Source organism: Streptosporangium sp. NPDC000396 (assembly GCF_042898655.1).
GTDB lineage: Bacteria > Actinomycetota > Actinomycetes > Streptosporangiales > Streptosporangiaceae > Streptosporangium.
The window spans coordinates 1-24,274 of record NZ_JBIAZA010000041.1; the positions used below are offsets into that span (position 1 = coordinate 1).

At 70.8% G+C, this 24,274-nt stretch carries 24 protein-coding genes and 1 pseudogene; 16 read left to right on the forward strand and 9 right to left on the reverse strand.

Features of this window, described 5'->3' with window-relative positions:
* Positions 1–247: 247 nt before the first annotated feature.
* Entirely contained in the window at positions 248–1,216 is a 969-nt protein-coding gene (locus ACFY2X_RS41850; protein WP_389949238.1) for a hypothetical protein, read from the forward strand.
* A 131-nt stretch (positions 1,217–1,347) separates the two neighbouring features.
* On the opposite strand, the gene ACFY2X_RS41855 is transcribed toward ACFY2X_RS41850, so the two are convergent.
* Positions 1,348–1,668 (reverse strand): GroES family chaperonin, encoded by a 321-nt coding sequence (locus tag ACFY2X_RS41855; protein WP_389949241.1) that lies wholly within the window; start codon positions 1,666–1,668, stop codon positions 1,348–1,350.
* Between the two features lie 77 nt (positions 1,669–1,745).
* Positions 1,746–1,865: pseudogene (locus ACFY2X_RS41860) on the reverse strand (helix-turn-helix domain-containing protein); the annotation flags it as partial.
* A 142-nt stretch (positions 1,866–2,007) separates the two neighbouring features.
* On the opposite strand from ACFY2X_RS41860, the gene ACFY2X_RS41865 reads away from it, so the two are divergent.
* The gene (locus tag ACFY2X_RS41865; protein ID WP_389949244.1) at positions 2,008–3,618 is read left to right on the forward strand and encodes a DUF885 domain-containing protein; all 1,611 of its coding nucleotides are present in this window, start codon (positions 2,008–2,010) and stop codon (positions 3,616–3,618) included.
* Positions 3,619–3,622: 4 nt separating this feature from the next.
* A complete protein-coding gene (locus ACFY2X_RS41870) occupies positions 3,623–4,879 on the forward strand; it encodes an ArgE/DapE family deacylase (protein ID WP_389949247.1) in 1,257 nt (418 codons plus the stop codon).
* A 126-nt stretch (positions 4,880–5,005) separates the two neighbouring features.
* Here the strand turns inward: ACFY2X_RS41870 and ACFY2X_RS41875 are convergent, their stop codons facing one another.
* Positions 5,006–5,344, reverse strand: coding sequence for a rhodanese-like domain-containing protein (locus tag ACFY2X_RS41875; RefSeq protein WP_389949250.1), 339 nt, complete (start codon positions 5,342–5,344; stop codon positions 5,006–5,008).
* Between the two features lie 41 nt (positions 5,345–5,385).
* Here ACFY2X_RS41875 and ACFY2X_RS41880 point away from each other — a divergent pair, with 41 nt between their 5' ends.
* Positions 5,386–6,009 carry a TetR/AcrR family transcriptional regulator gene (locus ACFY2X_RS41880; protein ID WP_389949252.1) on the forward strand — a complete coding sequence of 208 codons (624 nt, stop codon included), beginning with the start codon at positions 5,386–5,388 and terminating at the stop codon, positions 6,007–6,009.
* Between the two features lie 107 nt (positions 6,010–6,116).
* On the opposite strand, the gene ACFY2X_RS41885 is transcribed toward ACFY2X_RS41880, so the two are convergent.
* Together ACFY2X_RS41885 and ACFY2X_RS41890 are read right to left on the reverse strand one after the other, a co-directional pair.
* Complete coding sequence (locus tag ACFY2X_RS41885; RefSeq protein ID WP_389949254.1) at positions 6,117–6,782, reverse strand: response regulator; 666 nt, start codon at positions 6,780–6,782, stop codon at positions 6,117–6,119.
* Complete coding sequence (locus tag ACFY2X_RS41890) at positions 6,734–7,951, reverse strand: sensor histidine kinase (RefSeq protein ID WP_389949442.1); 1,218 nt, start codon at positions 7,949–7,951, stop codon at positions 6,734–6,736. The genes ACFY2X_RS41885 and ACFY2X_RS41890 overlap by 49 nt, the downstream gene beginning before the upstream one ends.
* Before the next feature lie 270 nt (positions 7,952–8,221).
* On the opposite strand from ACFY2X_RS41890, the gene ACFY2X_RS41895 reads away from it, so the two are divergent.
* Both ACFY2X_RS41895 and ACFY2X_RS41900 read left to right on the forward strand, forming a co-directional pair.
* On the forward strand, positions 8,222–9,157 hold the full coding sequence (locus ACFY2X_RS41895) for an ABC transporter ATP-binding protein (protein ID WP_389949256.1): 936 nt from the start codon (positions 8,222–8,224) through the stop codon (positions 9,155–9,157).
* Complete coding sequence (locus ACFY2X_RS41900; protein WP_389949259.1) at positions 9,154–11,406, forward strand: alpha/beta hydrolase; 2,253 nt, start codon at positions 9,154–9,156, stop codon at positions 11,404–11,406. Before ACFY2X_RS41895 ends, ACFY2X_RS41900 begins: the two co-directional genes overlap by 4 nt.
* Before the next feature lie 4 nt (positions 11,407–11,410).
* On the opposite strand, the gene ACFY2X_RS41905 is transcribed toward ACFY2X_RS41900, so the two are convergent.
* Positions 11,411–13,807, reverse strand: coding sequence for a helicase-associated domain-containing protein (locus tag ACFY2X_RS41905; RefSeq protein WP_389949262.1), 2,397 nt, complete (start codon positions 13,805–13,807; stop codon positions 11,411–11,413).
* A gap of 250 nt (positions 13,808–14,057) precedes the next feature.
* A complete protein-coding gene (locus ACFY2X_RS41910) occupies positions 14,058–14,450 on the reverse strand; it encodes an ATP-binding protein (protein ID WP_389949265.1) in 393 nt (130 codons plus the stop codon).
* A 346-nt stretch (positions 14,451–14,796) separates the two neighbouring features.
* Between ACFY2X_RS41910 and ACFY2X_RS41915 the strand changes: the two genes are divergently transcribed.
* The 5 genes from ACFY2X_RS41915 to ACFY2X_RS41935 all read left to right on the forward strand — a co-directional run bounded on the left by ACFY2X_RS41915 (position 14,797) and on the right by ACFY2X_RS41935 (position 17,261).
* Entirely contained in the window at positions 14,797–15,618 is an 822-nt protein-coding gene (locus tag ACFY2X_RS41915) for a helix-turn-helix domain-containing protein (protein ID WP_389949445.1), read from the forward strand.
* Positions 15,619–15,855, forward strand: coding sequence for a DUF397 domain-containing protein (locus tag ACFY2X_RS41920; protein ID WP_389949267.1), 237 nt, complete (start codon positions 15,619–15,621; stop codon positions 15,853–15,855).
* Between the two features lie 123 nt (positions 15,856–15,978).
* Positions 15,979–16,236, forward strand: coding sequence for a hypothetical protein (locus ACFY2X_RS41925; protein WP_389949270.1), 258 nt, complete (start codon positions 15,979–15,981; stop codon positions 16,234–16,236).
* A gap of 84 nt (positions 16,237–16,320) precedes the next feature.
* A complete protein-coding gene (locus ACFY2X_RS41930; protein WP_389949273.1) occupies positions 16,321–17,121 on the forward strand; it encodes a hypothetical protein in 801 nt (266 codons plus the stop codon).
* On the forward strand, positions 17,118–17,261 hold the full coding sequence (locus tag ACFY2X_RS41935) for a hypothetical protein (RefSeq protein ID WP_389949276.1): 144 nt from the start codon (positions 17,118–17,120) through the stop codon (positions 17,259–17,261). Before ACFY2X_RS41930 ends, ACFY2X_RS41935 begins: the two co-directional genes overlap by 4 nt.
* Here the strand turns inward: ACFY2X_RS41935 and ACFY2X_RS41940 are convergent.
* Entirely contained in the window at positions 17,239–17,820 is a 582-nt protein-coding gene (locus ACFY2X_RS41940; RefSeq protein ID WP_389949279.1) for a histidine phosphatase family protein, read from the reverse strand. The genes ACFY2X_RS41935 and ACFY2X_RS41940 overlap by 23 nt on opposite strands.
* Positions 17,821–17,858: 38 nt before the next feature.
* Complete coding sequence (locus ACFY2X_RS41945) at positions 17,859–18,773, reverse strand: TIGR03621 family F420-dependent LLM class oxidoreductase (RefSeq protein ID WP_389949282.1); 915 nt, start codon at positions 18,771–18,773, stop codon at positions 17,859–17,861.
* Positions 18,774–18,899: 126 nt separating this feature from the next.
* On the opposite strand from ACFY2X_RS41945, the gene ACFY2X_RS41950 reads away from it, so the two are divergent.
* The 5 genes from ACFY2X_RS41950 to ACFY2X_RS41970 all read left to right on the forward strand — a co-directional run bounded on the left by ACFY2X_RS41950 (position 18,900) and on the right by ACFY2X_RS41970 (position 24,203).
* A complete protein-coding gene (locus ACFY2X_RS41950) occupies positions 18,900–19,679 on the forward strand; it encodes a phytanoyl-CoA dioxygenase family protein (protein ID WP_389949285.1) in 780 nt (259 codons plus the stop codon).
* A gap of 96 nt (positions 19,680–19,775) precedes the next feature.
* On the forward strand, positions 19,776–20,768 hold the full coding sequence (locus ACFY2X_RS41955) for a phosphotriesterase (RefSeq protein ID WP_389949288.1): 993 nt from the start codon (positions 19,776–19,778) through the stop codon (positions 20,766–20,768).
* A gap of 11 nt (positions 20,769–20,779) precedes the next feature.
* Positions 20,780–21,979, forward strand: coding sequence for a cytochrome P450 (locus ACFY2X_RS41960; protein WP_389949291.1), 1,200 nt, complete (start codon positions 20,780–20,782; stop codon positions 21,977–21,979).
* A gap of 110 nt (positions 21,980–22,089) precedes the next feature.
* The gene (locus ACFY2X_RS41965; protein WP_389949294.1) at positions 22,090–22,941 is read left to right on the forward strand and encodes a Gfo/Idh/MocA family protein; all 852 of its coding nucleotides are present in this window, start codon (positions 22,090–22,092) and stop codon (positions 22,939–22,941) included.
* Positions 22,942–23,225: 284 nt separating this feature from the next.
* A complete protein-coding gene (locus ACFY2X_RS41970; RefSeq protein ID WP_389949297.1) occupies positions 23,226–24,203 on the forward strand; it encodes an ABC transporter substrate-binding protein in 978 nt (325 codons plus the stop codon).
* Positions 24,204–24,274: the final 71 nt, after the last annotated feature.

Sequence of the window (24,274 nt, forward strand, 5' to 3'; positions counted from 1 at the left end):
TGGGTTGCCGCTTGCCTGTCGGTGCCCAGTTTCACCTTCGACGTTTTCCCAGGGCATGGCCTCACGGCCGATGATCTATACCGGACGGAATCAAGGTTCTGAGTTGTCGGCGCTAGTTGGCGGCTGGGGACGCCTTCGGGAGGAGGACGCCTGTACGGCGGGCCCGCCGTACAGGATCACCCTTGCCAGACCAACCGATCCGTTATAGATCACGATCTATGAGGAACTTCCGGCCTAGGCTGCCGCCGTGTCTGTGACTCCTGGGATTTACCGGCCGCTCGGTCGCGCCGTCATCGCGATCTCGGCGGCGCTTCCGGCCCTGGTGCCGGTCCTGCCCGCCGCACACGCCGCCGAGGCCGCCAGGACGGCGGACCTCACGCTGCCCGGCACCCGGGTGACCGTGCGCGAGAACCCGTCCGATCCGCTCAAGGTCACCTCCTACACCCTCGGCAACGTGGCCTACCTGCGCAGAAGCACCGGCTTCGCCAGGCAGGTCGGCTATCAGGAGATCACGGTCGGGCCCGGGGGTGCCAAGGCGCTCGCGGTTCCCATCGCCTACAGCACGGGCCACGACTCGGTGCTCCTGGCTGATCTGGCCGGGAACAAGGGCAGCAGGATCCAGACCGTCGCCAAGCCGCTCATCGCCCAGTTCGCCCACTGGTCCCGCGATGGCGGGAAAGCGGTCCTGACCGTCCAGAGGAAGAACGGCGCGGGCTGGGAGACGACCGGCTTCGTGATCGTCGACGCGACGGCGAGGACGGCCCGGACGGTGACCGTGCCGGGGGTGGACAGGGCCGCCAGGTTCCGGTGGAGTTCCGACGGCGTCGACGTGGTCGCCGAATACAGGGGAGGCACCCGTTTCTACGGCCAGGACGGCGCGATCCGGCGCACCCTGGTGAAGACGGGCGCCCCCGCCGGAGGCGAGGACGCCTTCTCACCCGCCGGGCGGACTTTCACGACCTGGTGCCCGGTGACCTACGCCGAACACGTCTGCGTCTGGAACCGCACCTCGGGCAGGCTCGCGGCCAGGGTGAACATCCAGCCGAAGGCCCTGCTGGGATGGTGGGACGACAAGCACCTCATCGCCGTCACGTCCGGCGCGGGCGCCTACCGGGCCGTCGTGGCCGATCTCCAGGGCAGGGTCGTGCGGGTGCTGGCCGACATTCCCGCCGAAGACTGGGACAGGAAGGTCTATCTCAGCTACACCCGCAGGTGATCCGCCGGACGGACGGGTTTCGCCGTCCGCGGGGAGGCCGTGACCGGTGGGGGCCTCGCGTCCCGGCGACCCGGGCGGGGCAGCGCCGGCGCGGTGCCGGCGCGGTGCCGGTCACGACCCGGGAGGCCGCCTCACAGATACAGACCGGTGCCGTTGTCGGTCTGCGGGGTGGCGAGGGCGTGCAGGTCGCGTTCGCGCATGACGAGATAGACCTGGCCGTGGACCTCGACCTCGTACTGCTCCTCGGGATTGAACAGGACCTTGTCGCCGACTTTCACGGTGCGGACGCTCGCGCCCGCGCCGCAGACCTCGCCCCAGACGAGCCGGTTGGCCATCTTCACCGTCGCCGGGATGACGATGCCCGCCGTGCTGCGGCGCTCCTCGGACTCCTGCTCGACCTTGACCATGACACGGTCGTGGAGCATCTGGATCTCGAATTTCGGGTCACCCACACCAGAAGCTTATGGGAACGGCGAGGCCGTACCGGCTCATCTCGTCAGTACGGCCGTCCCGGATGAGGACGGCCAGGTCACTGCTCCCGCCTGGGACGGTGGCTGAGCAGGTCTCCCGGCTGGCATTCCAGGACCTCGCAGAGCCTGGTCAGCGTGGTGAACCGGATGGCCTTGGCCCTGCCGTTCTTCAGGATCGAGTGGAACGTCCGCCGGCCGGAGCGTGTCATCGGTGTTCACGGCGACCACGGCGCTCGGCAGGGGGGTCAGCGCCTGCCAGAACGTGGCCATCGACAATCGACATGGCAACAAGATCCTGGACGCGGAGTAGGCTCACGGGTCATGACGGACCCCTCCCCCCACCTGGTCGACGGTTTCATCGACTGGCACCTGAGCACCAACCCCATCACCGCCACCCTCGCGGGTGCCGAAGGCTACGACAGGACCCTCGGCGACTTCACCGAGGCGGGCTTCCTCTCCCGGGAGCGGGAGTCGCGGAGCTGGCTGGAGCGGTTCCAGGCGACAGAGGGCGCGGGCTTCGACGACGAGATCGACCGCGAGCTCGTCGTGTCCGCACTGCGCGGCGGGCTCGCCTACGAGTCCTGGCCCCTGTGGCGGCGCGACCCCTCCGTCTACACGGTGCCGATCTTCGCCTCGATGTTCGCCCCGTTCCTTCACCGGTTGTCCTCCGAGGCGGAGCTGGTCGACGCGGCCGTCGCGCGGCTGGCCGAGGTGCCGGGCGTCCTGGCCGCCTGCCGTACGAACCTGGACCCGGAGCTGGCGGCCGCGCTGCTGGTCGAGCGCGGCCTCGGCCAGGCGCGGACCGCCCGGCACTTCCTCACCGAGACGGTCCCGGGCCAGGTCGCGGACGAGTCCCTGCGCGCCCGGCTGGCCGCGGCGGCCGAGCCCGCGGCGGCGGCCTTCGACGAGCTGGTGGAGTTCCTTGAGGGTTTCGAGGCCACCGGCACCTGGCGGATGGGGGAGAAGCTGTACTCCACGCTGCTACGCGAGCGGGAGATGCTCGGTTACGGCGCCGACGAACTGCTCACGCGCGGCCGGGCCGCCTACGACGAGCTGGACGCCCGGATGCGCGAGGTCGCCCGGCGGCTGCCCGGCGGCTCCGACGGCTGGCACGCGGCCGTCACGGCGCTCCAGGACGACCACGCGCCGACGCTGGAGGACATGCGGGCCGAATACGAGGCCGAGACCGAGCGGGCCAGGGAGTTCGTGCGGGAACGGGGGCTGGTGACGTTCGCCGACGGCGAGGAGTGCCTCGTGGTGCCGTCGCCGGAGTTTCAGCGGCCCATCCTCTCCGTCGCCTCCTACCTGCAGCCCCCGCCCCTGTCCACCTCCCGGATCGGGCACTTCTTCGTGCCGTTCACCCCTGACTCCTTCACCGAGGAGCAGGTGCGCCAGCGGCTGCGCACCAACTCCAGGGCCCAGATGCCCTCCATCGCCGTCCACGAGGCCTATCCGGGCCACCACTGGCACCTGTCGTGGATGGCGGGCAGCCCGCACCGAGCCCGCAAGCTGTTCCGCACGCCCTACTTCTCCGAGGGCTGGGCCCTTTACGTCGAGAAGGTGATGTGGGAGCAGGGTTACTTCACCACCCCCGCCCAGGAGCTCGCCCACCTGGACTGCCGTCTCTTCCGGGCGGCCCGCATCGTCGTGGACGTCTCGCTGCACTGCGGCGACATGAGCGTCGAGGAGGCGGAGGACTTCATGACCACCAGGTCCTCGCTCACCCCCGGCACGGCCAAGGGTGAGGTCAACCGCTACTGCGCGTGGCCCACCCAGGCGCCCTCCTACCTGACGGGAGCCCTGGAGATCGACCGCATCCGCGACGACTACACGGCGGCGGGCAGAGGCGACCTGCGGACCTTCCACGACACCCTGGCGGGCTCCGGAAGCCTCCCCCTGGGCCTGGCCCGCCGGGTGGCTCTGGAAGGCTAGCGGTATGTCCGACAGCGAGGCGAGGGTGCTTTCCGCCCTGGACGAGGCGGAGACGGTCCGGCTGCTGGCCGACCTGGTGCGGGTGCCGAGCGTGACCGGCACGGACGCCGAGTCGGAGTTGCAGCACCGCTGCGGCCGGCTGCTCGCCGAGGCGGGGCTGGACGTCGACGTCTGGAAGCTCGACCTCGACGCGCTCCGGGCCGCCCCCGGGTTCCCCGGTATGGAGGCCCCGCGCACCGAGGGCTATGGCGTGGTCGGCGTCACCGAGGGCGAGGGCGATCCCGCGCTCGTCCTGCAGGGGCACGTGGACGTGGTTCCCCCCGGCGACCTGGCCAAGTGGGAGGGAGGCGATCCCTTCGACGCCCGGATCAGTGGAAACGTCCTGTACGGCAGGGGCGCCTGCGACATGAAGGCCGGGCTCGCGGCGAACCTCGCCGTCGTCGCCGCCCTCCGCAGGTCAGGGGTACGGCTTGCGCGCCCGCTGGCCGTGCACTGTGTGGCGGGGGAGGAGGACGGCGGGCTGGGCGCGTTCGCCACCCTGACCCGGGGCCATCGGGGCGAGGCCGCGGTGATCACCGAGCCGACCAGCGGGGCGATCATCGCCGCGACGGCGGGCGCGCTGACGTTCCGGATCGAGGTGGCGGGGCGGGCGGCCCACGGCGCCACCCGTTACGAGGGGGTCAACGCGCTGGAGGTCTTCTGGCCGGTCTTCGAGGCGATCAGGCGCCTGGAGGCCGACCGCAACCGCGACCCGGACCCGATCTTCGACGGCAACCCGCTGCCCTATCCGATCGAGGTCGGCACGGTCCGTGCGGGCGACTGGGCCAGCAGCGTGCCGGACCTGCTCGTCGCGGAGGGCCGGCTCGGCGTACGCCTGGACGAGGACCCCGCCGAGGCGCGCCTCGCCCTGGAGGCCGCGATCGCCGAGCTCGGCCACCCGTGGCTGCGCGAGCATCCTCCGGTCGTCACCTGGCCCGGCGGCCAGTTCGCGAGCGGGCGGCTGCCCGCGGGGCACGAACTGCCGGGCGAGGTCGCCGGGGCGGTGGCCGACGTCACCGGGACCCGCCCTGTGGAGACGGCCGCGCCGTACGGGAGCGACTTGCGCCTCTACACCGCCGGAGGCATCCCGGCCCTGCACTACGGGCCCGGTGACGTGCGCTTCGCCCATGCCCCGCGCGAGCGGGTCGACCTGCGCGAGCTCCGGGACGTCACGCGGGCGCTCGCCCTGCTGACCCTGCGCCGCTGCGGGGTCAGGGGCTGAACGCCCGGAGCGGGCCGCCGGGCGGGTGCCGATGAACACGGCGCCCGTCCCCGGGTGTCCCCGATGGGTTCGGGGCACCCGGAGGAGGCGGGCGGCCATCACCGGGTGCCACCGCGGGCGCCGGTGTCAGCGGGCGGCGACGCCGGACTCGACGGGCAGCCCCGCCTCGACCCAGTCCTGGATGCCCTCCCGGTACTTGCGGACGTCGGTGTAGCCGAGGGCGGCCAGCCGCCGGGCCACCGCCTCGCTGTTGCCGCAGGCGGGGTTGGAGCAGTAGGTGACGACGGCGGCGTCCTTGTCGGGAAGAAGCTCGGCGGCGCGGGTGGACACCTCGCTCTCTACCAGGGCGATCGCGCCGGGCAGGTGCTGCTGGGCGTAGTAGTCGCCGCCGAGTGCGTCCACGACGACGACGGTGCCCGCCTCGATCGCGGCCTTCAGTTCGTCGCGGGTGATCAGTGCTGTCATTTCTGGCCTCCCCGGCCTCAAATGGACTATAGTCCGTTTCTGTGAGTGATTCGGAATTTAACGGACCACGGTCCGCTTCGTCAAGCGAGCCGCTTCGGACGCTGCTCGACGAGCGGCCCAGGGAACGGGCCGACGCCGCACGCAACCGCCTGAAGGTGCTGGCCGCGGCGGCGAAGCTGTTCCGCGAGAAGGGCGTGGACGGCGTGTCGATGGACGCGGTCGCGGCCGAGGCGGGGGTGGGCAAGGGCACCCTCTTCCGGAGATTCGGCGACAAGTCCGGACTGGCCGTCGCGCTTCTCGACGAGCGGGAGCGCGAGCTCCAGGAGGCGATCCTGTCCGGCCCCGCCCCCCTGGGACCCGGAGCCACGGCGGCCGATCGGCTGGCCGCGTTCGTGGACGCCTACCTCGACTACCTGCTCGGCCACCTCGACCTGGTCCGGATGTCGGAGACCGCCAGTCCCGGCGCCCGCTACCGGATCGGCGCCTACCGGTTCTGGCGTCGTCACGTGGAGATCCTGCTCACCGAGGCCCGCCCCGGCTGCGACGCGGGCCCGCTCGCCCACGCCCTGCTCGCCCCGCTGGCCGCCGAGCACATGACGGCCCTGGCCGGTGAGTACGGCGAGGCACGCGCCAGGCAGGCGGTGCGGGACCTCGTCCTGCGATGAGCTCGGCTCGTCGAGCGTCACGCAGGAGTCGCCGGCCGCGGTGGCGGCCGGGATCCGGTTCCGTCATGGCCACCGGCTGCCACGGCCGGTCGGCGTGACATGTCGCCTCAGCGGGCCGGAGACCCGGGGTCCGTCTCGAGCCAGGCCAGTACGGCCATCACCCGCCGGTTGTGGTCGTCCGACGGCGGCAGCCCCAGCTTGGCGAAGATGTTGTTCGTGTGCTTGCCGATCGCCTTGTCCGTGACGTGCAGGTGTCCGGCGATCGCGATGTTGGACATGCCCTCGGCCATCATCGCGAGCACCTGCCGCTCCCGCGCGGTCAACTCGGCGAAAGGCTCGTCCCTCCCGTGGCGGGTCAGAAGCTGGGAGATCACTTCGGTGTCCATGGCGGTGCCTCCGGTGGCCACCCGGCGTACGGAGTCGACGAACTGGTCGACGTCGCCGATCCGATCCTTGAGGAGGTAACCCACCGCGCCCGCGCGATCGGACAGCAGCTCGCGAGCGTAGAGCTGCTCGACATACTGCGACAGGATCAGCACCGGCAGCCCCGGCAGGCGGCGCCGGGCCTCAAGGGCGACGCGAAGGCCCTCGTCGGTGAAGGTGGGCGGCAGCCGTACGTCGATGACGGCGACATCGGGGTGATGCCGGGTCAGCGCGTCGAGCAGCATCGGGCCGTTGTCGACGGCCTCCACCACGTCGAACCCCTTGGCGGACAGCAGGCGGGTCAGGCCGTCGCGTAGGAGGGCGAGATTTTCGGCGATGACAACGCGCACGGCAGCTCCATCGTGAGTTCGGTCGGGCCGCCGACGGGGCTGCTCACCGTGAGCGAGCCGTCGAAGGCGGACAGTCGGCGTTCGATACCGCGGATGCCCGTGCCGGCCGAGGGGTCGGCACCGCCGCGCCCATCATCGCCCACGGTCAGGCGCAGGACGTCGCCCGAGTGACGCAGCCGTACCCAGGCCCGGGTGGCGCCGCTGTGTTTGGCCATGTTGGTCAGGGCCTCGCCGGCGGCGAAGTACGCGGCCGACTCGACCGGCGCCTCCGGCCGGCCCGGCAGGTCGATCTCGATCTCGACCGGCACCGGGCAGAGCAGCGCGGCGGCCTCGATCGCCCCGCTCAGCCCTCGGTCGGCGAGCACCGGCGGATGGATGCCGCGCACGAGGTCCCGCAGGTCGGTCAGGGCCTGGCCGACGGACTCCCAGGCCTCCTCGACCAGCTCCTGGATCTGGACGGGGTCACGGTTGCCCCGGGCCAGCCCGAGATTCATGCGGATCGAGACCAGCCGCGCCTGCGCGCCGTCATGCAGATCGCGTTCGATCCGGCGCAGCTCGGCGGCCTGCGCGCCGATCGTCGCGGCCCGCGATTCGGTCAGCTGCCTGATCCGCTCGGCCGCCGAGAACCCCGGCCGGAGCAGCAGGCAGGCCAGCCGTGCCTGTCCGGCGCGGAACAGGGGAACGGCCATCAGGGTGACGGCCACGATGGCCGTGATCGCAAGCGAGAGCGCGACGCTCACCGACGAGCCTGTCCGTGTCACGGGGAGGTACAAGATCAGATCGATGGCGGACCACATCGCCCAGACGGCGATGGTGAAGAGAGCACTGGTGACGCCGTGGACGGCCAGCCAGGCGAGATCGCGCCAGGTGGCGGGATCTCGCAGACAGGGGATCAGATGTGCCCGGATCCCCGGTCCGGCCGGTGAGCGGTACGGCTCGGTGATGCCCCGCCCCAGCGTCCGGCCAGCCCAAGCCCGCTGAAAGCGCGCGAGCGACCGGACCGGCGTGAGCACCCGGGCCAGTAGCCAAAGACCGATCCCGGCCACCGGGACCAGCGCGGCGCTCACCAGCATCAGGGCGATCAGCAGCAGCGCGGCCACACCCGTGGCGGCGTTCAGCAGCAGCCCGCCGGCCGAGCCGAGCCCGCGCCGCAGGGTGCGGCGAATCATGGTCACCGGAGCAGTCTGCCCGATAGGAGAACCGGAGACGGTAGGCCTGGACCTACCACAGGGGTGGCGACATCCCACCCACGCGGGAGGCGCGCACCGATGGAGGTCCGTGAGCCACCGCCGGAGGCTGGATCCGAACCTTCAAGCGACAGGAGTCTTTGTGATCACCAGCATGCCTGGCAAGGCCGTTCCAGATGATTTCCCGGCCGTGATGAGGCTCATCGATGGATCCGGCGGTCCGGGTGCCGGCCGTACCGGGAGGTGAAGGTCATGATCGAAGTGAGCGGTCTGACCATGCGCTACGGCGGCACGCTCGCCGTCGACGAACTGTCCTTCGCGGTGAAACCGGGATTGGTGACCGGCTTTCTCGGCCCGAACGGGGCAGGCAAGTCCACGACCATGCGAGCGATCCTCGGTCTGGAGGTCCCGGACTCGGGCGAGGCGCTGGTGGACGGCCGCCCCTACGCGTCCCTGCGCCGGCCCATGCACGCGATGGGGGCTCTGCTCGACGCCGGGGCGGTGCACGGGGGCCGTACCGCACAGGCCCATCTTCACTGCCTGGCGCGTAGCAACGGCATCGGGCGCCGCCGGGTGGCAGCCTCACTGGAGCAGGTCGGCCTGACGGAGGTCGCCGGCAAGAGGATCGGCGGCTTCTCCCTCGGGATGAAGCAGCGGCTCGGCATCGCCGCGGCGCTGCTCGGCGATCCGGGTGTCCTGATGTTCGACGAGCCGCTGAACGGGCTGGACCCCGAGGGCATCCGCTGGATCCGCGATCTGTTGCGGTCGCTCGCGGCCGAGGGCCGCACGGTTCTGCTCTCCAGCCACCTGATGAACGAGATGGCGCTCACCGCCAACCACGTCGTGGTCATCGGGCGCGGACGGCTGATCGCCGACACCGCGATGGAGTCCCTGGCTGAACGCTTCCAGCGGGACGTGCTGGTGCGCACGCCACACCCGGCGCGGCTGGTCCCCGTCCTTGCGGCGCGCGGGGCGAAGGTGAGCACGGAAGGCGACGGCGGGCTGTCGGTGAGCGGCATCGACGCGGCCGGGATCGGCTCGCTGGCTCTGGCGAGCGGGATCGAACTGCACGAGCTGACACCGCGTGGCGCCTCTCTGGAGGAGGCGTTCATGGAACTCACCGAAGAGAGCGTGGAGTACGGTGCCCGGCCCATTCACCTGACCGGTAAGGAAAAGGCGGCCCGATGATCGACGTGATCGCCTCGGAATGGCTGAAGTTCCGCTCGCTCCGTTCGAACCTCTACCTCCTGGCCGTCTCCCTGCTCGCCGTACTGCTCTGCGCCGGGATCGCCTTCATGATCACTCGCGGGTTCGACACCCAGAGCGCGGAGGAGAAGATGCGCTTCCCGGCGAACGGCGACGGGCTCGCCAACGGCTTGCCGGTCGCCTACTTCGTTTTCGGCGCGCTCGGTGCTCTCGCGATCACTTCGGAGTACGCCACCGGCATGATCCGTACGAGCCTGGTGGCCGTTCCACGACGGCAGGTGTTCCTGCTCGCCAAGATCCCGGGTCTCGCGGCCGTCGCCTTGGCCGCCGGTCAGGTCCTCGCGTTCGCGATGCACTTCGCCAGCCAGGCGGTTCTCGGCGACCGCGCCGGTCAGCTGCTTCTTGACGGGCGGACGCTGGGTGCCTCTCTCTCCGAGCCGGGCGTGCTGACCGCGGTGGTCGTCGCCGGGCTGTCCATGGTGGCGGTCGCCTTGATCGGGCTGGGCGTGGGGGCGGCGATCCGCTCCACCCCCGGCTCCCTGATCGCCCTGATCATGATCCTGTTCGTGCTCCCGGTCGTGGCGAAGACCCTGCCCAGACCTCTGGGGGCACAGATCGGCTCCTTCATGATCGAGAACCTCCCCTCCCAGATCGCCGGCGTCGGCGGCGGCCTGCTGCCCCCGCCGGCGGCCGTCGCCCTGCTGGCCGCCTACACGATCGCGGCGCTGACCGCGGGAGCCGTCGCGATCACACTGAAGGGCCGCAGGATCAAGGTTCTGGCCGCCGGAGCGGCCGCGATCATCCTGGCAGGGGCGGTTCCGGCCCTCGCGGACGACTCGGCGGCCCCGGCCTCGTCGACACTGGCGTGGAAGGCGTGTCCGGACAAGGATGTCCCGCCGGAGATGCGGTGCGCTTCGATCCAGGTGCCCGTGGACTGGGCGAAGCCGTTCGGGCGGAAGATCACCCTGCCGCTCGGCAGGCTGCCGGCCACCGGCACGGAGCGCCGGATCGGCACGGTGTTCTCGATCCCCGGCGGGCCGGGTGCCTCAGGGGTCGATGGCCTGAAGGGGTCCGCGGGCAGCTTCACGGATCTGCGGGAGCGGTTCGACGTGGTCAGTTTCGCCCCGCGGAACGCCGTCGACCTGGGCGTGCTGTCATATGAGTGCCTCGACTCCGGTCCCTGGATCTTCCTGCCGAATAACCGCGCCCAGTACGCCGCGCTGGCGAAGGCGAACCGGGAGTCCGCGCAGCGCTGCCGCAAGGCCGACCCGGAGTTCTTCGATCACATGGACTCCGCCTCCGTCGCCCGGGACATCGAGGCGATCCGCGCCGCCCTGGGGGAGGAGCGGTTGAGCTTCATCGCCACCTCCTACGGAGGAGTGCCTGCGGTCGCCTACGCCCGGCTGTTCCCCGCACGCGTCCGCGCGATGGTGATGGACGGCATCGTCAACCTGCTTCCCGATCGTGCCGAATCCGACCGGATGACCTACTCGGGAATCGAGAAGCAGTTCGAGCGGTTCACCACCTGGTGCGGGTCCACCACCTCCTGCGAGCTGAACGGTGAGGACGTCGGCGCGGTCTGGCGAGGACTCGTGGCCGGCGCGGACCGGTCGCCGATCCCGGTGAAGGGCAAACCCCGCCAGGCCGCGTACACCGGCTTCGACCTGAAGGTCGCCGCCGCCCCCCACCTCACATCACCCGGCCCGGAGCCCGAGTTCCCCCGATGGCGGCAGCTCGCCGAGGCCATCGGCAGGGCCAGGAACGGTGACGCCTCAGGGTTCGCCGACTATGTCGAACAGGGGACGGGAAGCCTGAAAGTCTCTTCGGCCGTCGGCGCGAACATGACCCACTGCCTGGACGGCATGGGCTACGGGAGCTACGAGGAATACCAGGAGGGACAGCGGCGCGGCCAGGAGCTCTCGCCGAACATGACCGGGATCAGGCAGTGGCACCCACTCGGCTGCATCGGCTGGCCGGCCCCCGTCACCAACCCGCCCCGCCCTCTGCCCGCTCGTGGCCTCCCACCGTTCCTGGGCGTGGGTACGTGGATCGACTTCGCGTATACCGACGATCTCGTACGGCGAGTGCCCGGCTCGTCGGCGGTTCGCTACGACGGCCACGGCCACGGCCTCTATCTCACCGGCAACTCGTGCGCCATCGCTCACGTGAACCGGTATCTGACCAGCCTGCGGCTGCCCCCGGACGGCACCGTCTGCCGTCCCGGCGGATGAGAGGTCAGGCGTAGGCGCCGCGGACCTCGATGATGTCGGCCAGCGGGAACTCCAGGTAGTCTCCGGCCTCCTCGCACCACGCGTCGAGCACGCCGCTGCGCAGCTCGCCGTGGCTGATGGTGGCGGTCAGGCCGTCGGCCAGCGTGATCGCGGCCCGCACGCCGCGGTCCACCACGAAGCCGAGCAGGGACTGCTGGGCGGTCGGCAGCCGGGAGGCCATGCGGCCGATGATCGCCCACGTCCTGCCGTGCTGCCGGACGGCGTCGCCCTCGGCGGTGAGCAGCCGCTGGGCGTGCTCGTGCGGGTCCGGCGGCGGCTCGACCAGCGGGTACGGCGGCTGCTCCAGCTCGGCCACCCGTCCGCCCGGCAGCAGGATCAGCCGCCCGGTCTGCGGTTCCTCGGTCCGGGCGCGGCGGACGGTGATCTCCCCGGTGTCCTCGACGGGCACCGGGGCGTAGCCGTTCTCCCGGAGCGCGGCCAGGGTCCTGGCGGCGGGCATCGTGCTGGCCAGCACGGTGGGTGCGAGCAACCGCAGGCCCAGCCTGCCCAGCCGCCGGTGCCCGGCGATCTCGGCCAGCAGCGCGGGGTCGGAGGCCTGCACGATGCAGGCGACCGTGGTCACCGTGACCTCGCCGTGCCGCCTGGCCACATCGCGCACCAGGTAGTCGAGGGGCTGCGGCACCGTGCCCACCTCGGCGAGGTCGGCCAGCAGGCCGTCGGCGGTGTGGCCGGCGTCCATCGCCCGGCGCACGCTCGCCGGAGTGAACCGCCACACCGAGGCCGCGCCACGCGACTCGCGCTCGGCGGCCCGGTCCAGCAGCTCGGCCAGCTCCGTGGAGGGCGGCCCGGTCACCACGGCGGTGAGGTCGGCGCCGAACAGCGCGCTCCGCCGTACGCTGGCCAGCGCCCGCGTCGAGCACTCGACCAGCACCGGGTCGTTCTCCACCAGCGGTGCGGAGTCGTCGTTCTCGTCTCCGGCGACGGCGTCCAGGGAGGCCAGCGCGCGGCCCAGGTCGGTGATCGTGTCGTAGGCGACCAGGCCGAGCATCCGGGCCTCCTCCAGCACGGCCGGGGCGCACTCGGCCAGAAGCGGCTGGTCGAGCAGCGGGGAGTGCCAGTGCGCCGACCGGACCAGGCCGGCCAGATCGGGGCAGGCCGTACTCGCCGGAAAGCGGCCCAGCACGCCGAGCACCGCGCGCCGGGCCCGGGCGACCGCGGTTCCGGCGGGGTCGTCGCCGAGCACCGTGCCGTATTTGCCGTCGATCCGGCGGAGCGACGAGCGCTCCATCCGCCACCACGCGGACAGCAGCACCCGCAGCCTGGCCGCCGCGTCGTCCAGCCGCCAGCGGTCGAACTTCTCGGTGGGCACCAGCCCGCCGGCCGACTCGTCCCAGGCCAGCAGCCGGGCCACCGCGCAGACGTCCAGCAGCAGCCGGGTCTCGTCCTCGTCGCAGCCGGTGTCCTTGGCCAGCCGCCTGACCTCGCGCACGCCGACCCCGCCCGCCTTGAGCAGCGGCAGCGGGATCTTGGCCGTGTTCTCCAGCATGGCGGCGCAGCGCTCCACCACGTGCGGGGCCGCCAGGGTCATCAGGTGGTCCACGGCCTCGGGATCCACCGGGACGGTCGCGAGCTCGGGCGGGGTGGGGGTGAACGGCGGGTGGTAGCCGGGGCCGCGCAGCGCGAGCGCCACCTCCCGGGGCATCTCGGCCACGTTCCAGCTCGGCCGGAAGAGCAGGCCGTGATCGGTGGCCCACTTCTCCGGGGCACCCGGCATGACGAACCGGCCGCCGTCGACGTCGCGGATCGGGCCGTCCCAGGCGAACTCCTCCAGCAGCCGCCCGATGCCCTGCGGAGCCCGCTCGACCAGGGCGACCACCCGATCGGGGTCCGAGAGGACCTCGATGACCCTGGCGACCGTACGGCGTCTGGGGCCGTGGGGCAGGCCGAGCGCCCTGGCGAGCGCGCGCAGGGCGTCGGCGCTGACCGTCCAGGAGTTCAGGTAGTGCGCGAGTGGTTCGCCGAGTCCGCAGGGAGCCGTCCACCACCGGGCGACCCCGTCGGCAATCCGGATCCGCCCTTCGTCGTCCGGCCAGGCGAGGGCGTGGTCGAACAGGCGGTCGACCCAGGGAGCGACCTCGGCCTGCGGCACGCCGAGGAACCGGGCCAGCGCCTCCAGGCTCACCTGGTTGCCGAGGGCCAGGGACGCCTGCGCGACCTCCAGGGATGGCAGCGGAAGGCCGCGCATGACCGCTATCACCGCGAACCCGTTGCCCAGCCGCTGCGCCAGGGTGTCCAGGCGGCGCGGCCACGGCGGGGCGATGGCGTCCGGCCGGTTGGCCAGGACTCGGGTGAGCCGTTCTTCGTCGAGGGTTTTCAACCAGCCGAGCAGGTGATCGTCCATCTCGCAGCTCTCTGCAGGAATCTCGCGCGGGACTCTCCGTGAGCCATAGGCATCCACGGTAATGCAGAGGACATGCCTGGGGGCATGCACCGCGCAGAATGCAACGCGTTCCAGAGATGCTCTTCCGCGTTCTGACCGGTCCCGGGACCGCCAACGGGGGGTCGTGGCGGTCCCAGGACCGATCGGCGCCAGGTGAGGGGAAGAGGCGGCGCCTTTCGGGAAGGTCTGGTGGCGGCCTTCCTGGGAGGTTCTATCGCAGGACGGCCCAGACGATTTTGCCGTAAGGAGCCAGCGGTGCCCAGCCCCAGCGAAGACTGAGTGACTCGACGATGTGCAGTCCGAGTCCGCCGATCTCCAGCGGCGACGGGTCGCGGAGCGTGGGAAAGCCCGAACCCGGATCGTTGAGCGCGCAGGTGACGAGGTTGTCACGGCGCAGCAGGGAGAGCCTGATCGGTTCCCGCGCGCGTGACTCGGCCAGCCGCAGGCCGTGCCTCAACGCGTTGGTGGCCAGTTCAGAGACGACCAGTTCCACGTTCTCGCTCAGCTCGGGAAGCTTCCAGCCGATGAGAGTCCCCGTCGCGAAGCTGCGGGCGGAATGGACGGACTCGGCCTGCGGGGGGAGGACGAAGGTGGCGCTGGCCATGGCCGGAGAACCGGAGAGAAGGTCACGCGCCGCATCAGGCCACCAGCCGACTGGGGGCCACCAGTCGAGCGCTGTCCATGATGTCCGAGGGGGCGCGGTTTGGGCGGACTGCACGCGATCATCATGATGCAAACTCCCGTGCAGGTGCAAGAGCGAATGCACGTGCATAAGGTGTGTGCAACCGCTACGGTTACCCATGATTCGGCAATCTGAAGGGAAAGGGGATCTTGTCCGCGGCTAAGGAATCTTGGGCCGCAAAGTGACAAACTGTCGATCAGGAAAGCGAGCGAGGAGCAACCACGTGTCCATGGACCCGCCCGGTACCGGTTCCACCGTTCGGCGCATCATGCTCGGCGCAAGCCTGCGCCGCCTGCGTGAGGAGAAGGGGCTTCCCCGTGAGGTCGCGGGATTTCACATCCGCGCCTCCGAGTCCAAGATCAGCCGAATGGAACTAGGCCGTGTCGGTTTCAAGACACGAGACGTGGAAGACCTGCTCACCCTGTACGGCGTGCTCGATGACGCAGAGCGGCGCGGCCTGCTGGAGATGGTCCGCGAGGCGAACACCCCCGGTTGGTGGCACAAGTACAGCGACCTGTTGCCGAATTGGTTCACCACCTACGTGGGGCTGGAAGAGGCGGCGAGCGTGATCCGCACCTACGAGGTGCAGTTCGTTCCCGGCCTGCTGCAGACGTCCGCCTACGCGCGCACCGTGATCCGGCTGGGCTACCCGGACGCGCCGGAGGCGGAGATCGAGCGTCGCGTGCACATGCGCATGCAGCGACAGGAGCGCCTGACGAAGAAGGACGGCCCTCGCCTGTGGGCGGTCATCGACGAGGCGGCCCTGAAGCGGCCCATCGGAGGCAAGGAGACCATGCGTGAGCAGCTCCAGCACCTGCTGGAGGTGGCCACGCTGTCCAACATCACCATCCAGGTGATGCCCTTCCGGTACGGCATGCACGCGGCCGAGGGTGGCGCGTTCAGCATCTTGCGATTTCCCGAGTCCGACCTGTCGGACGTCGTTTATGTCGAGCAGCTCTGGGGTGCCCTCTACCTGGACAAACGTGAGGACGTCGACCCGTACCTCACGGCCATGGAGCAGCTGTGTGTGGAAAGCACCACGCCTGGGGGCACTGCCGAGATACTCGGCGACCTTCTCAGAGAGATCTAAATGAAGCAGACCTACAACGGCATGCCCGCCACGGACCTGGCCGGGGCCAGCTGGCGCAAGAGCCGTCACAGTAACTCGACGGGCAACTGCGTCGAGCTCGCCGAACTGCCGGACGGCAGCATCGCCGTCCGCAACTCTCGTTTTCCTGGGGGGCCGGCGCTGATCTACACCCGAGACGAGATTCGCGCGCTGGTGCTCGGGGTGAAAGACGGGGAGTTCGACAGCCTTACGGTGTAACGCTGTTTTTACGCCCGGCTCGACTGGTTAACCCGGTCGCGTCGGCGATGTAACCGGGGGAGTGGGTCGGCAGGCGAGAGTTTGAGCCCACAGTGATTGGGGGCCCAGGCCGTGCTCGACCAGATGACCTTGTATCCCGTGGCCGACGACGTGTTGCTGGCGCCAGGGGGGCGCGTCGTGATTCGTACCTACGGCGTCGCCTCGCCGGTCGGGGGGGATGGAGCGGCCGCTCCGGTGTCCTATCGCACATGGGTCACCGGAGTGCGCGACCAGCCCCGCTACTGGCGATGGGGCCATTTCGAGGATGCCTGCCACGGCCATCGCAGGGTCCTTGAGTGGCTGACCGGCCGCGGGCCCCAGCCCGCCACGGCGGTCGCCTGAGCGATACCCCAAGGCTGTACGGCCTGCGCCTCCTCGACTAGGGTAGCCAACCAAGCATTCGCTTGGGTCGAGGAGGCGCTTTCCATGCGGCGAGGCATCTACCTGATCGAAGAGGTCGACTTCCGGCCGATGAACTCCCGCAAACCCCTGGAGTACCTGACCTGGCTCACGCGGTACAAGAAGGAGGACGAAACCCTCGACGTCCCCGAGCTGACCGAGGGGCTGTCCATCAGGTCGCGGGAGATCGACCTCGTGGGCGCCTTCTACGCCGTCGGCATCACCGGCCACCCCCAGTTCAAGGCCGTCACGCTCTGGGACTGCCACGGCGGCTGGGACGGCGGCTGGCGGCAGATGATGAACATCTACGACGGCGTCGACGGCAAGCTCTTCCTGTCCGACATCGACGACCTGCGTTTCTCCGCCTTCTCCCGCCCGCTCGGCGCGGTGCACGGCAGCCCGGCGCTGGCCGACATCACCGCCGAGGGCTACGCGGCGCCGTTCTACCTGTTCGAAAGCGCCCAGGTGCGCCCCGGCGCGGCGCTGGACTATCTCGACGCGGTTCGCGAAGAACGCGCGCCCATCCTCGCCGACCACGGCCACCGGCCGATCGGGTTGTACGAGGTGCTGTTCTGCGACACCGAGGTCGTCACGATCTGGGGCATGTCGCTGGACGACCACCTGGCCCTGCAGCGCGCGAGAGACGCCGCGCTCGGCCTGGACGACGAGGTGGAGCCCGACGGGCGGCTGCTCGACTGGCGGAAGCGGTCGCGGGACTTCCTGGCCGGCCCGTGGCGGGAGACCCTGCTGGCACCGTTCCCCGGCTCGCGGCTCTCACCGCTTCAGGCCCCACCCTGGGACGGGGGCGCGACCGCGCCGCCCCCGTGACCGAGTGGTGCCGCCCGTACCGGCTCGCCCTGCCCGACGACGACTTCGAGCGCGTCCGCCTGCGCCCGGCGATCGAGCGCTACTTCACCGGTCGCGACGAGGGTCCGGCGAACGGCTTCACGCCAGGGCGTTCCAGGTGAGGACGACCGGCTCGCCGTGCTCGAACCCGAGCCGGGAGTAGGTGCCGGTGTCCAGGCGGAACAGGCGGCCGTCCCGCGGGGGCAGGCCGAGCCAGCGCGCGCACAGCACGCGCAGGAAGTGACCGTGGGCGACCAGGGCCACGCCGCCCTCGGCCCCGCGGGCTCGGGCGATCACCCGGTCGGCGCGGGCGCCCACCTCCTCCACGCTCTCGCCGGGGTGGTCGGCGTCGCCCGGGGGAACCCCGTCGCGCCACAGGTACCAGCCGGGACGGGTCTCGCGGATCGTCGGGGTGGTGATGCCCTCGTAGCCGCCGTAGTCCCACTCCCACAGGTCCGGGTCGACCTCGTACTCTGTGATCCCGGCGAGGTCGGCCGTACGGCGGGCCCGCAGCGCGGGGCTGACCAGGACCAGGTCGAACGACCTGCCCTTGGCCAGCCGGGCGAGCGCCCGGGTCTGATCTTCGCCCTTTTCGGTCAGCGGTAGGTCGGTGCGTCCGGTGTGGCGCCCGTCACGGCTCCACTCCGTCTCGCCGTGCCGCAGCAGAAGCATCTCGTTCATAGGAGATCCATCATGCCGGTACGGCTCGCGTCGGCCGGTCAGTGCCCCGCCAGTTCCTCGACGACCGGGATGAAGGCGTCCAGGTCGCGTTCGTGGTGGAGCACGAAGTAAGACAGGTCATGGGTGTCGCGCCAGTAGCGAAGCTTGTCCACGATGTCCTGGTGGGTGCCGAGCAGCACCTGGGGTGTCCGGTCCTGCCGGGAGGAGTCCGCGGCACTCCATGGCTCGTCCTGTTTGCGTATGCCGAGTTGCTGGACGCTGGTGCCGAGTTCGATCCGGTCGTAGCGGCCGGCGGCGGCCCGCCGTACCAGGTCGATCTTGGCGAGGAAGGCGTCCAGGCCCCCGTCCGTGCCGTCGGGGCCGGTGCCGTCGGCGCGCACCCGCATGCCGAGGTTGATCACGTCGGCCTCGCGGGCGGCGAGCCCCAGCATGCGGGGGCCTCCGCCGCCGAGCAGCAGCCGGGGGTGGGGGCGGCGTGACGGCTTGGGCCACTGCTCCAGGCCGGTGATCCGGTAGTGCTCGCCGTGGAAGGTGAACGGGCCGTCGGCCCAGAGCCCCTTGAGCACGGCGATCGCCTCGGCCAGCCGGTCGACCCGGACTCCGGGCGGCTCGAACGCCAGTCCCGCGCAGGCGTAGTCGGCGGCCATCCAGCCGGTGCCCAGGCCCAGCTCCAGGCGGCCCTCCGACAGCAGGTCGACGGTGGCCGCCTCCTTGGCCAGCACGGCGGGGTGCCGGAAGTCGTTGGCGACGACCAGGGTGCCCACCCGCAGGCGGCTGGTCGCGCACGCGGCTGCGGTGATCGCCGCGATCGGGGCGAAGCGGGGCCCCACCAGGTGGTCGGGGACGAGCAGCACGTCGAACCCGGAGTCCTCCAGACGGCGAGCCTTGCCGGCCCAGGCCCTGGCCGACTCGGCCTCGCGGATCACGGCGGCGAACCGGAACGGGCGGTCCATCGGCACCCCCTCTGTTTGCACCAAGCGCTTGCTAGAGAATAGACGAACCGGGGGCGGGCGGACATCGCGCGATTCGATTTTACCAAGCGCTTGCTCTACAAAGGGGAGAGGTCCGACACTGAGCCCATGGCTGACAACACCCTGGTCCGCGACGTGACCGACGACGAGGTCGCGTTCTTCAAGGACAACGGCTGGGTACGGCTGCCGCGCCTGGTCGACCCCGATCACGTGGCCGTGCTCCGCGACCGGGCCCTGGGACGTCTCCGGGAGCGCTCCCGGGCCGTCACCTCCAAGGTGGACCAGGCGTTCGGGCAGTCCAGAGACGTCGCCGAGGCCGACGAGCACTTCAGAGACCTGGCCTTCGCCCCGGCGCTCGGCCGCGGCGCCACCCGGCTGCTGCACGGGGTGACCGGGGTCAGGATCCAGGTGACGAACCTGCTGATCAAGGAACCGGGCGGCGGGCACGGGGCCACCGAGTTCCACCAGGACTTCCCGTGGATGCCGATGGACCGCTCGGCCATGCTCACCGTCTGGCTGGCGCTGGTGGACGTGCCCGCGGAGGCGGGTTCGCTCCGGTTCTACAGCGGCTCCCACCGGTACGGGGCGCTCGGCCGCTCCTTCGCCCGCGACGGCGACGACCAGCTCAGCCAGCACCCCTGGCTCAAGGAACTGGAGGTCTCCCCGCCGCTCGACCTGGCCTCCGGGGACGCGACCGCGCATCACGCGCTGACCGTCCACGGCGCCGCCGCCAACCGCCTCGGCACCGCCCGCCTGTCGTTCACCGTCACCTACTTCGACGCGGACGCGCTCTACACCGGCATGCCGTACCAGCAGACGGACGGCCTGGGGCTGACCGTCAACCAGCCGTTCGAGCACCCGAAGTTCCCGGTCGTCGCCCATGCGTGAGCGAATCATGAACGCTGAGCGAACCCGACGTAGTGAGCGGAGGGGTCGGCGAGGGACGAGTCGCCCCTGGAGCGAGCGAGGAGTGGTGAGCGAATCATGAACGCTGAGCCGGGCCCGGGCATCGAGACGATCACCGGGCCGGTCGGGGACCTGGGGGCGACGCTCATGCACGAGCACGTCTTCGGGCTCAGCCCGGAGATCCTGTGGAACTGGCCGGACGTCCCCGAAGGCTGGGACCTCGAGCGCCGCGCCCGCGAGGCGGCGGACAAGCTGACCGACCTCAAGAACCACGGCATCGACTCGATCGTGGATCTGACGGTGGTGGGACTCGGCCGTTACGTGCCCGCCGTGCAGCGGGTGGCCGAGCTGACCGAGGTCAACATCGTGGCCGCCACCGGTCTCTACACCTACGACGCGCTCCCGCCGTACTTCGGCAACCGGGGCCCGGGGTCGCTGTTCGGCGGGCCCGACCGGCTGGCCGAGTTCTTCGTCAGGGACATCACCGAAGGCATCGGGCGCACCGGGGTGAAGGCGGCCATCCTCAAGTGCGCCTCCGACAACCAGGGCATGACGAAGGGGTGCGAGCGGGTGTTCCGCGCGGTCGCCGAGGCCCACCGGGCGACCGGCGTACCGATCTCCACCCACTCCCACAGCGCCTCCGGCGGCGGTCTTGAGCAGCAGAAACTCCTGGCGAAGGCGGGGGTGGACCTGACCCGGGTGATCATCGGGCATGCCGGGGACTCCACCGACCTCGCCTACCTGGAGGAGCTCGTCGCGGGCGGCTCCTACCTGGGCATGGACCGGTTCGGAATCGAGACGATCAGCTCCTTCGAGGACCGGGTGGCGGTCGTGGCCGCGATGTGCGAGCGCGGCCACGCCTCGAAGATGGTCCTGTCCCACGACTCCTACTGCTTCAACGACCGCTTCGACCACGACGTGGTACGGCGGCGCCACCCCAACTACCACCTGCTCCACATCTCCCGCGACGTGCTGCCGGAGCTTCGCCGGCGCGGCGTCACCGAGGAACAGATCCAGCAGATGCTCGTCGGCAACCCTCGCGACGTCTTCGCCCGGCGCGGGCCGTACTGAGAGGCAGGCCATTGATCACCGCCAACGACTTCGACGTCAGCGCGGCCTGGCACGTCGCCGCGCCGTACGACTTCCTGCGCAGGCTCCGCCGCGAGCAACCCGTCTTCCACAGCGAGCACCTGGGCGCCTACGTCCTGACCAGGCACGAGGACGTCCGCGCCGCCTACGGTGACCACAGGCGCTTCTCCTCCGAGGGGTCGCTGACGATCTCCAGAAGCCTGGCCCAGGAGACCAAGGACGTCCTCGGCGAGCACGGCTCGTTCCTGTCCAGCTTCGTGGCCAACGTGGATCCGCCCACGCACACCCGCCTGCGCCGGTCGGTGTCTCGGGCCTTCACCCCGAGAGCCGTGGCCGCCATGGAGGGGCGGTTCCGGGAGCTGACAGAGGCGGCGATCGACCGGGTGGCCGCGCGGGGCGGGGGCGACTTCGTCGCCGACCTGGCGCACACGCCCTCCGCCAAGCTCACCGCCCGGTTCATCGGCGTGCCGGAGGAGGACGAGGAGTTCGTCAAGGAGCACGTGAAGGACTGGTTCCAGCTCTTCCTGTCGCCGCAGCCGCCGGATCGGCAGCTCGTGCTGGCGCGCAGCTTCCTGGTCTACCTCGACTACGTGGACAAACTCGTCGCCGCCCGCGCCGCCGAGCCGCGCGACGACTTCACCTCGCTGATGACGTCGCTCATCGGCACCGAGCTGTCCCACCGCGAGGTCGTCGAGCTGATCTCCACGATCCTGCTCGGCGGCAACGACACCGTGCCCAACCAGCTCGGTAACAGTGTTTTCCGGCTGCTGCGCGAGAAGATCTGGCCCGTCCCGGCCAGGGCGGTCCAGAACGCGGTCGAAGAGTGCATGCGCATCGACGGGGCCAGCCTCGGCTCCTTCCGCTACGCCAGGACCGACGTCGAGATGCACGGCGTCACCGTCCCGGCGGGCGCGCTCTGCCTGCTCTCCACAGACTCCGCGGCACACGACGAAACCGTCTTCGCCGAGCCCGAACGGTTCCGGATCGACCGCCACAACGCCGACGCGCACATGACGCTGGGCTACGGCATCCACTTCTGCGTGGGCGCCGCGCTCGCCCGGCTGCAGCTCCGCACGGCCCTCACGGTGCTCGGCGAGCGCCTGCCGAACCTGCGGCTGGTCCCGGGACCGCCCGTCGCCTACCGCACCTCGATCGTCGGCCGGGGCCTGACGGCGCTGCACGTGGACTGGTGACGACCGGCACGGCACGCCGCGTGACCGGCCGGACGATCGCCGGCGGCGGTGCCGTCGCGCACCGGCCCGGGGACGCCACCTCGGGCACGGACCCGTGAGAAGCTGGGTCCGTGACGATATCTGTGGGTCTGGTGGGCGCGGGACCGTGGGCGGAGATGGTGCACGCGCCGATGCTGGCGGCGGGACCCCACACGCGCCTGACAGGCGTGTGGGCACGGCGTCCCGAGATGGCCGCCAGGTTCGGCGTCCCGGTCTACGAACGCGTCGAGGAGCTGTTCGACAACTGCGAGGCGGTCGCGTTCTCGGTGCCGCCCGCCGTACAGGCCGAGCTCGGCGTGCTGGCCGCCAAGGCGGGCAAGGCGCTGCTGCTGGAGAAGCCGCTCGCGGCCGATCTCGACGGGGCCCGCAGGCTGGCCGACGCGGTCGGCGAGGCGGGCGTGGCCTCGCAGATGGTTCTCACCTGGCGCTACTCGGCGGCCACCCGGTCGTTCCTGGCGAGAGTGTCGGCCATCGAGCCCTTCGGCGGGCGCGCGGCCAACGTCTCCGGATCCATGCTCGGCGGCGACTTCGCCACCCCGTGGCGGCTGGAGCGCGGTGCGATCCTCGACGTCGGCCCGCACATGATCGACATGCTGGACGCCGCGCTCGGCCGGGTCACAGGGGTCCGCGCCCACGGCAACCCCAGGGGCTGGGCCGGTCTGCTCCTGGAGCACGAGACCGGCGCGGTCAGCGAGGCCTCGCTGTGCATGAGCGTGCCGGGCGAGACGCCGCCCTCCAGCGTCGACATCTACGGCCGCCTGGGACGGGAGTCCATCGACGGCAGCCGGCTCGGCTCCGACGTCTTCGCGGTCATGCTCGCGGAGTTCGCCCAGACCGTACGGCGTGGCGGCCACCCGCTCGACGCCGCCCACGGCCTGCGTCTTCAGGAGATCATCGCCGCCGCGGAGGAGCAGCTCGCGTGAGGCGGACGAGCGGTTCCCGTGAGGTGGAGGGACGGCCCGGGTAGCGCGGAGGAAGCCGGCCGAACCCCTTGACTCCGAGACGTCCGGGGGGATTGATAACGTTTGTCTGACGCGCAGCGCGTAGCGAAGTCCGGTGTGAGTCCGGCGCTGTCCCGCAACTGTCATGGTCCTCCACAGGCCGAGCCAGGTCGCCTTCCGCTGTGCCGACGTCGTCATCCCTCGTGGAAAAGGGTGACCCGTCCCTTTCGCGGGTCTTCCGGTTCCGGCAACTGAAAGGACCTCGCTTGAGGCCCGTACGTACCGCTTTCGCAGGCGCGCTGCTCGGTGTGCTGACCCTGGCCGGATGCGGTCAGAACTCCACCTCCGCTCCCGGCACGGCCGCCGCCTCCGGCGCCGCCACCTCCGGCGCGGCCACCGCGTCCGCGGCTCCCGCGACGGCGGTCTTCCCCGTCACGGTCGAGGCCGGAAACGGCTCGATCTCCATCGCCAAGAAGCCCGAGCGCATCGTCTCCCTGTCGCCCACCGCCACCGAGAGCCTGTTCGCCGTCGGCGCCGGGGCCCAGGTCGTCGCGGTGGACGACCAGTCGAACTACCCGGCCGAGGCGCCCAAGACCGACCTGTCCGGCTTCAAGCCGAACGCCGAGGCGATCATCGCCAAGAAGCCGGACCTGGTCGTGCTCTCCAACGACAGCGACGGCATCGTGGCCAAGCTGGCCAAGGTCAACGTACCGGTGCTTCTGGAGCCCTCCGCCACCAAGCTCGACGAGGCCTACGACCAGATCGTCGACCTCGGCGCGGCGACCGGCAACAAGACCAAGGCGGAGGAGGTCGTGGCCGGGATGAGGAAGCAGATCGAGGAGGTCGCGGCCACCGCGCCCAAGGACAAGAAGCTCACCTACTATCACGAGCTGGACGTCACGCCCTACTCGGCCACGTCCACCACGTTCATCGGCCAGATCTACGGTCTGTTCGGCCTGACCAACATCGCGGACAAGGCCCCCGACGCGGCCGGCGGCTACCCCAAGCTCTCCGCCGAGTTCGTCGCCCAGGCCGACCCGGACGTCATCTTCCTGGCCGACACCAAGTGCTGCGCCCAGACCAAGGACACCCTCGCCAAGCGTCCCGGCTGGTCCAAGCTCTCGGCGATCAAGAACGACCAGGTCATCTCCCTCGACGACGACATCGCCTCCCGCTGGGGCCCGCGCGTCGTGGACCTCGCCAAGCAGGTCGGCGACGCCGTGCAGAAGGCCGCGACCAACTAGGTGAAGACGCCCCGTGTCCCGGTACGGCCGGCGTCCGGGCTCCGCCCGGCGGTGTCCCTGGTGGCGCCGGG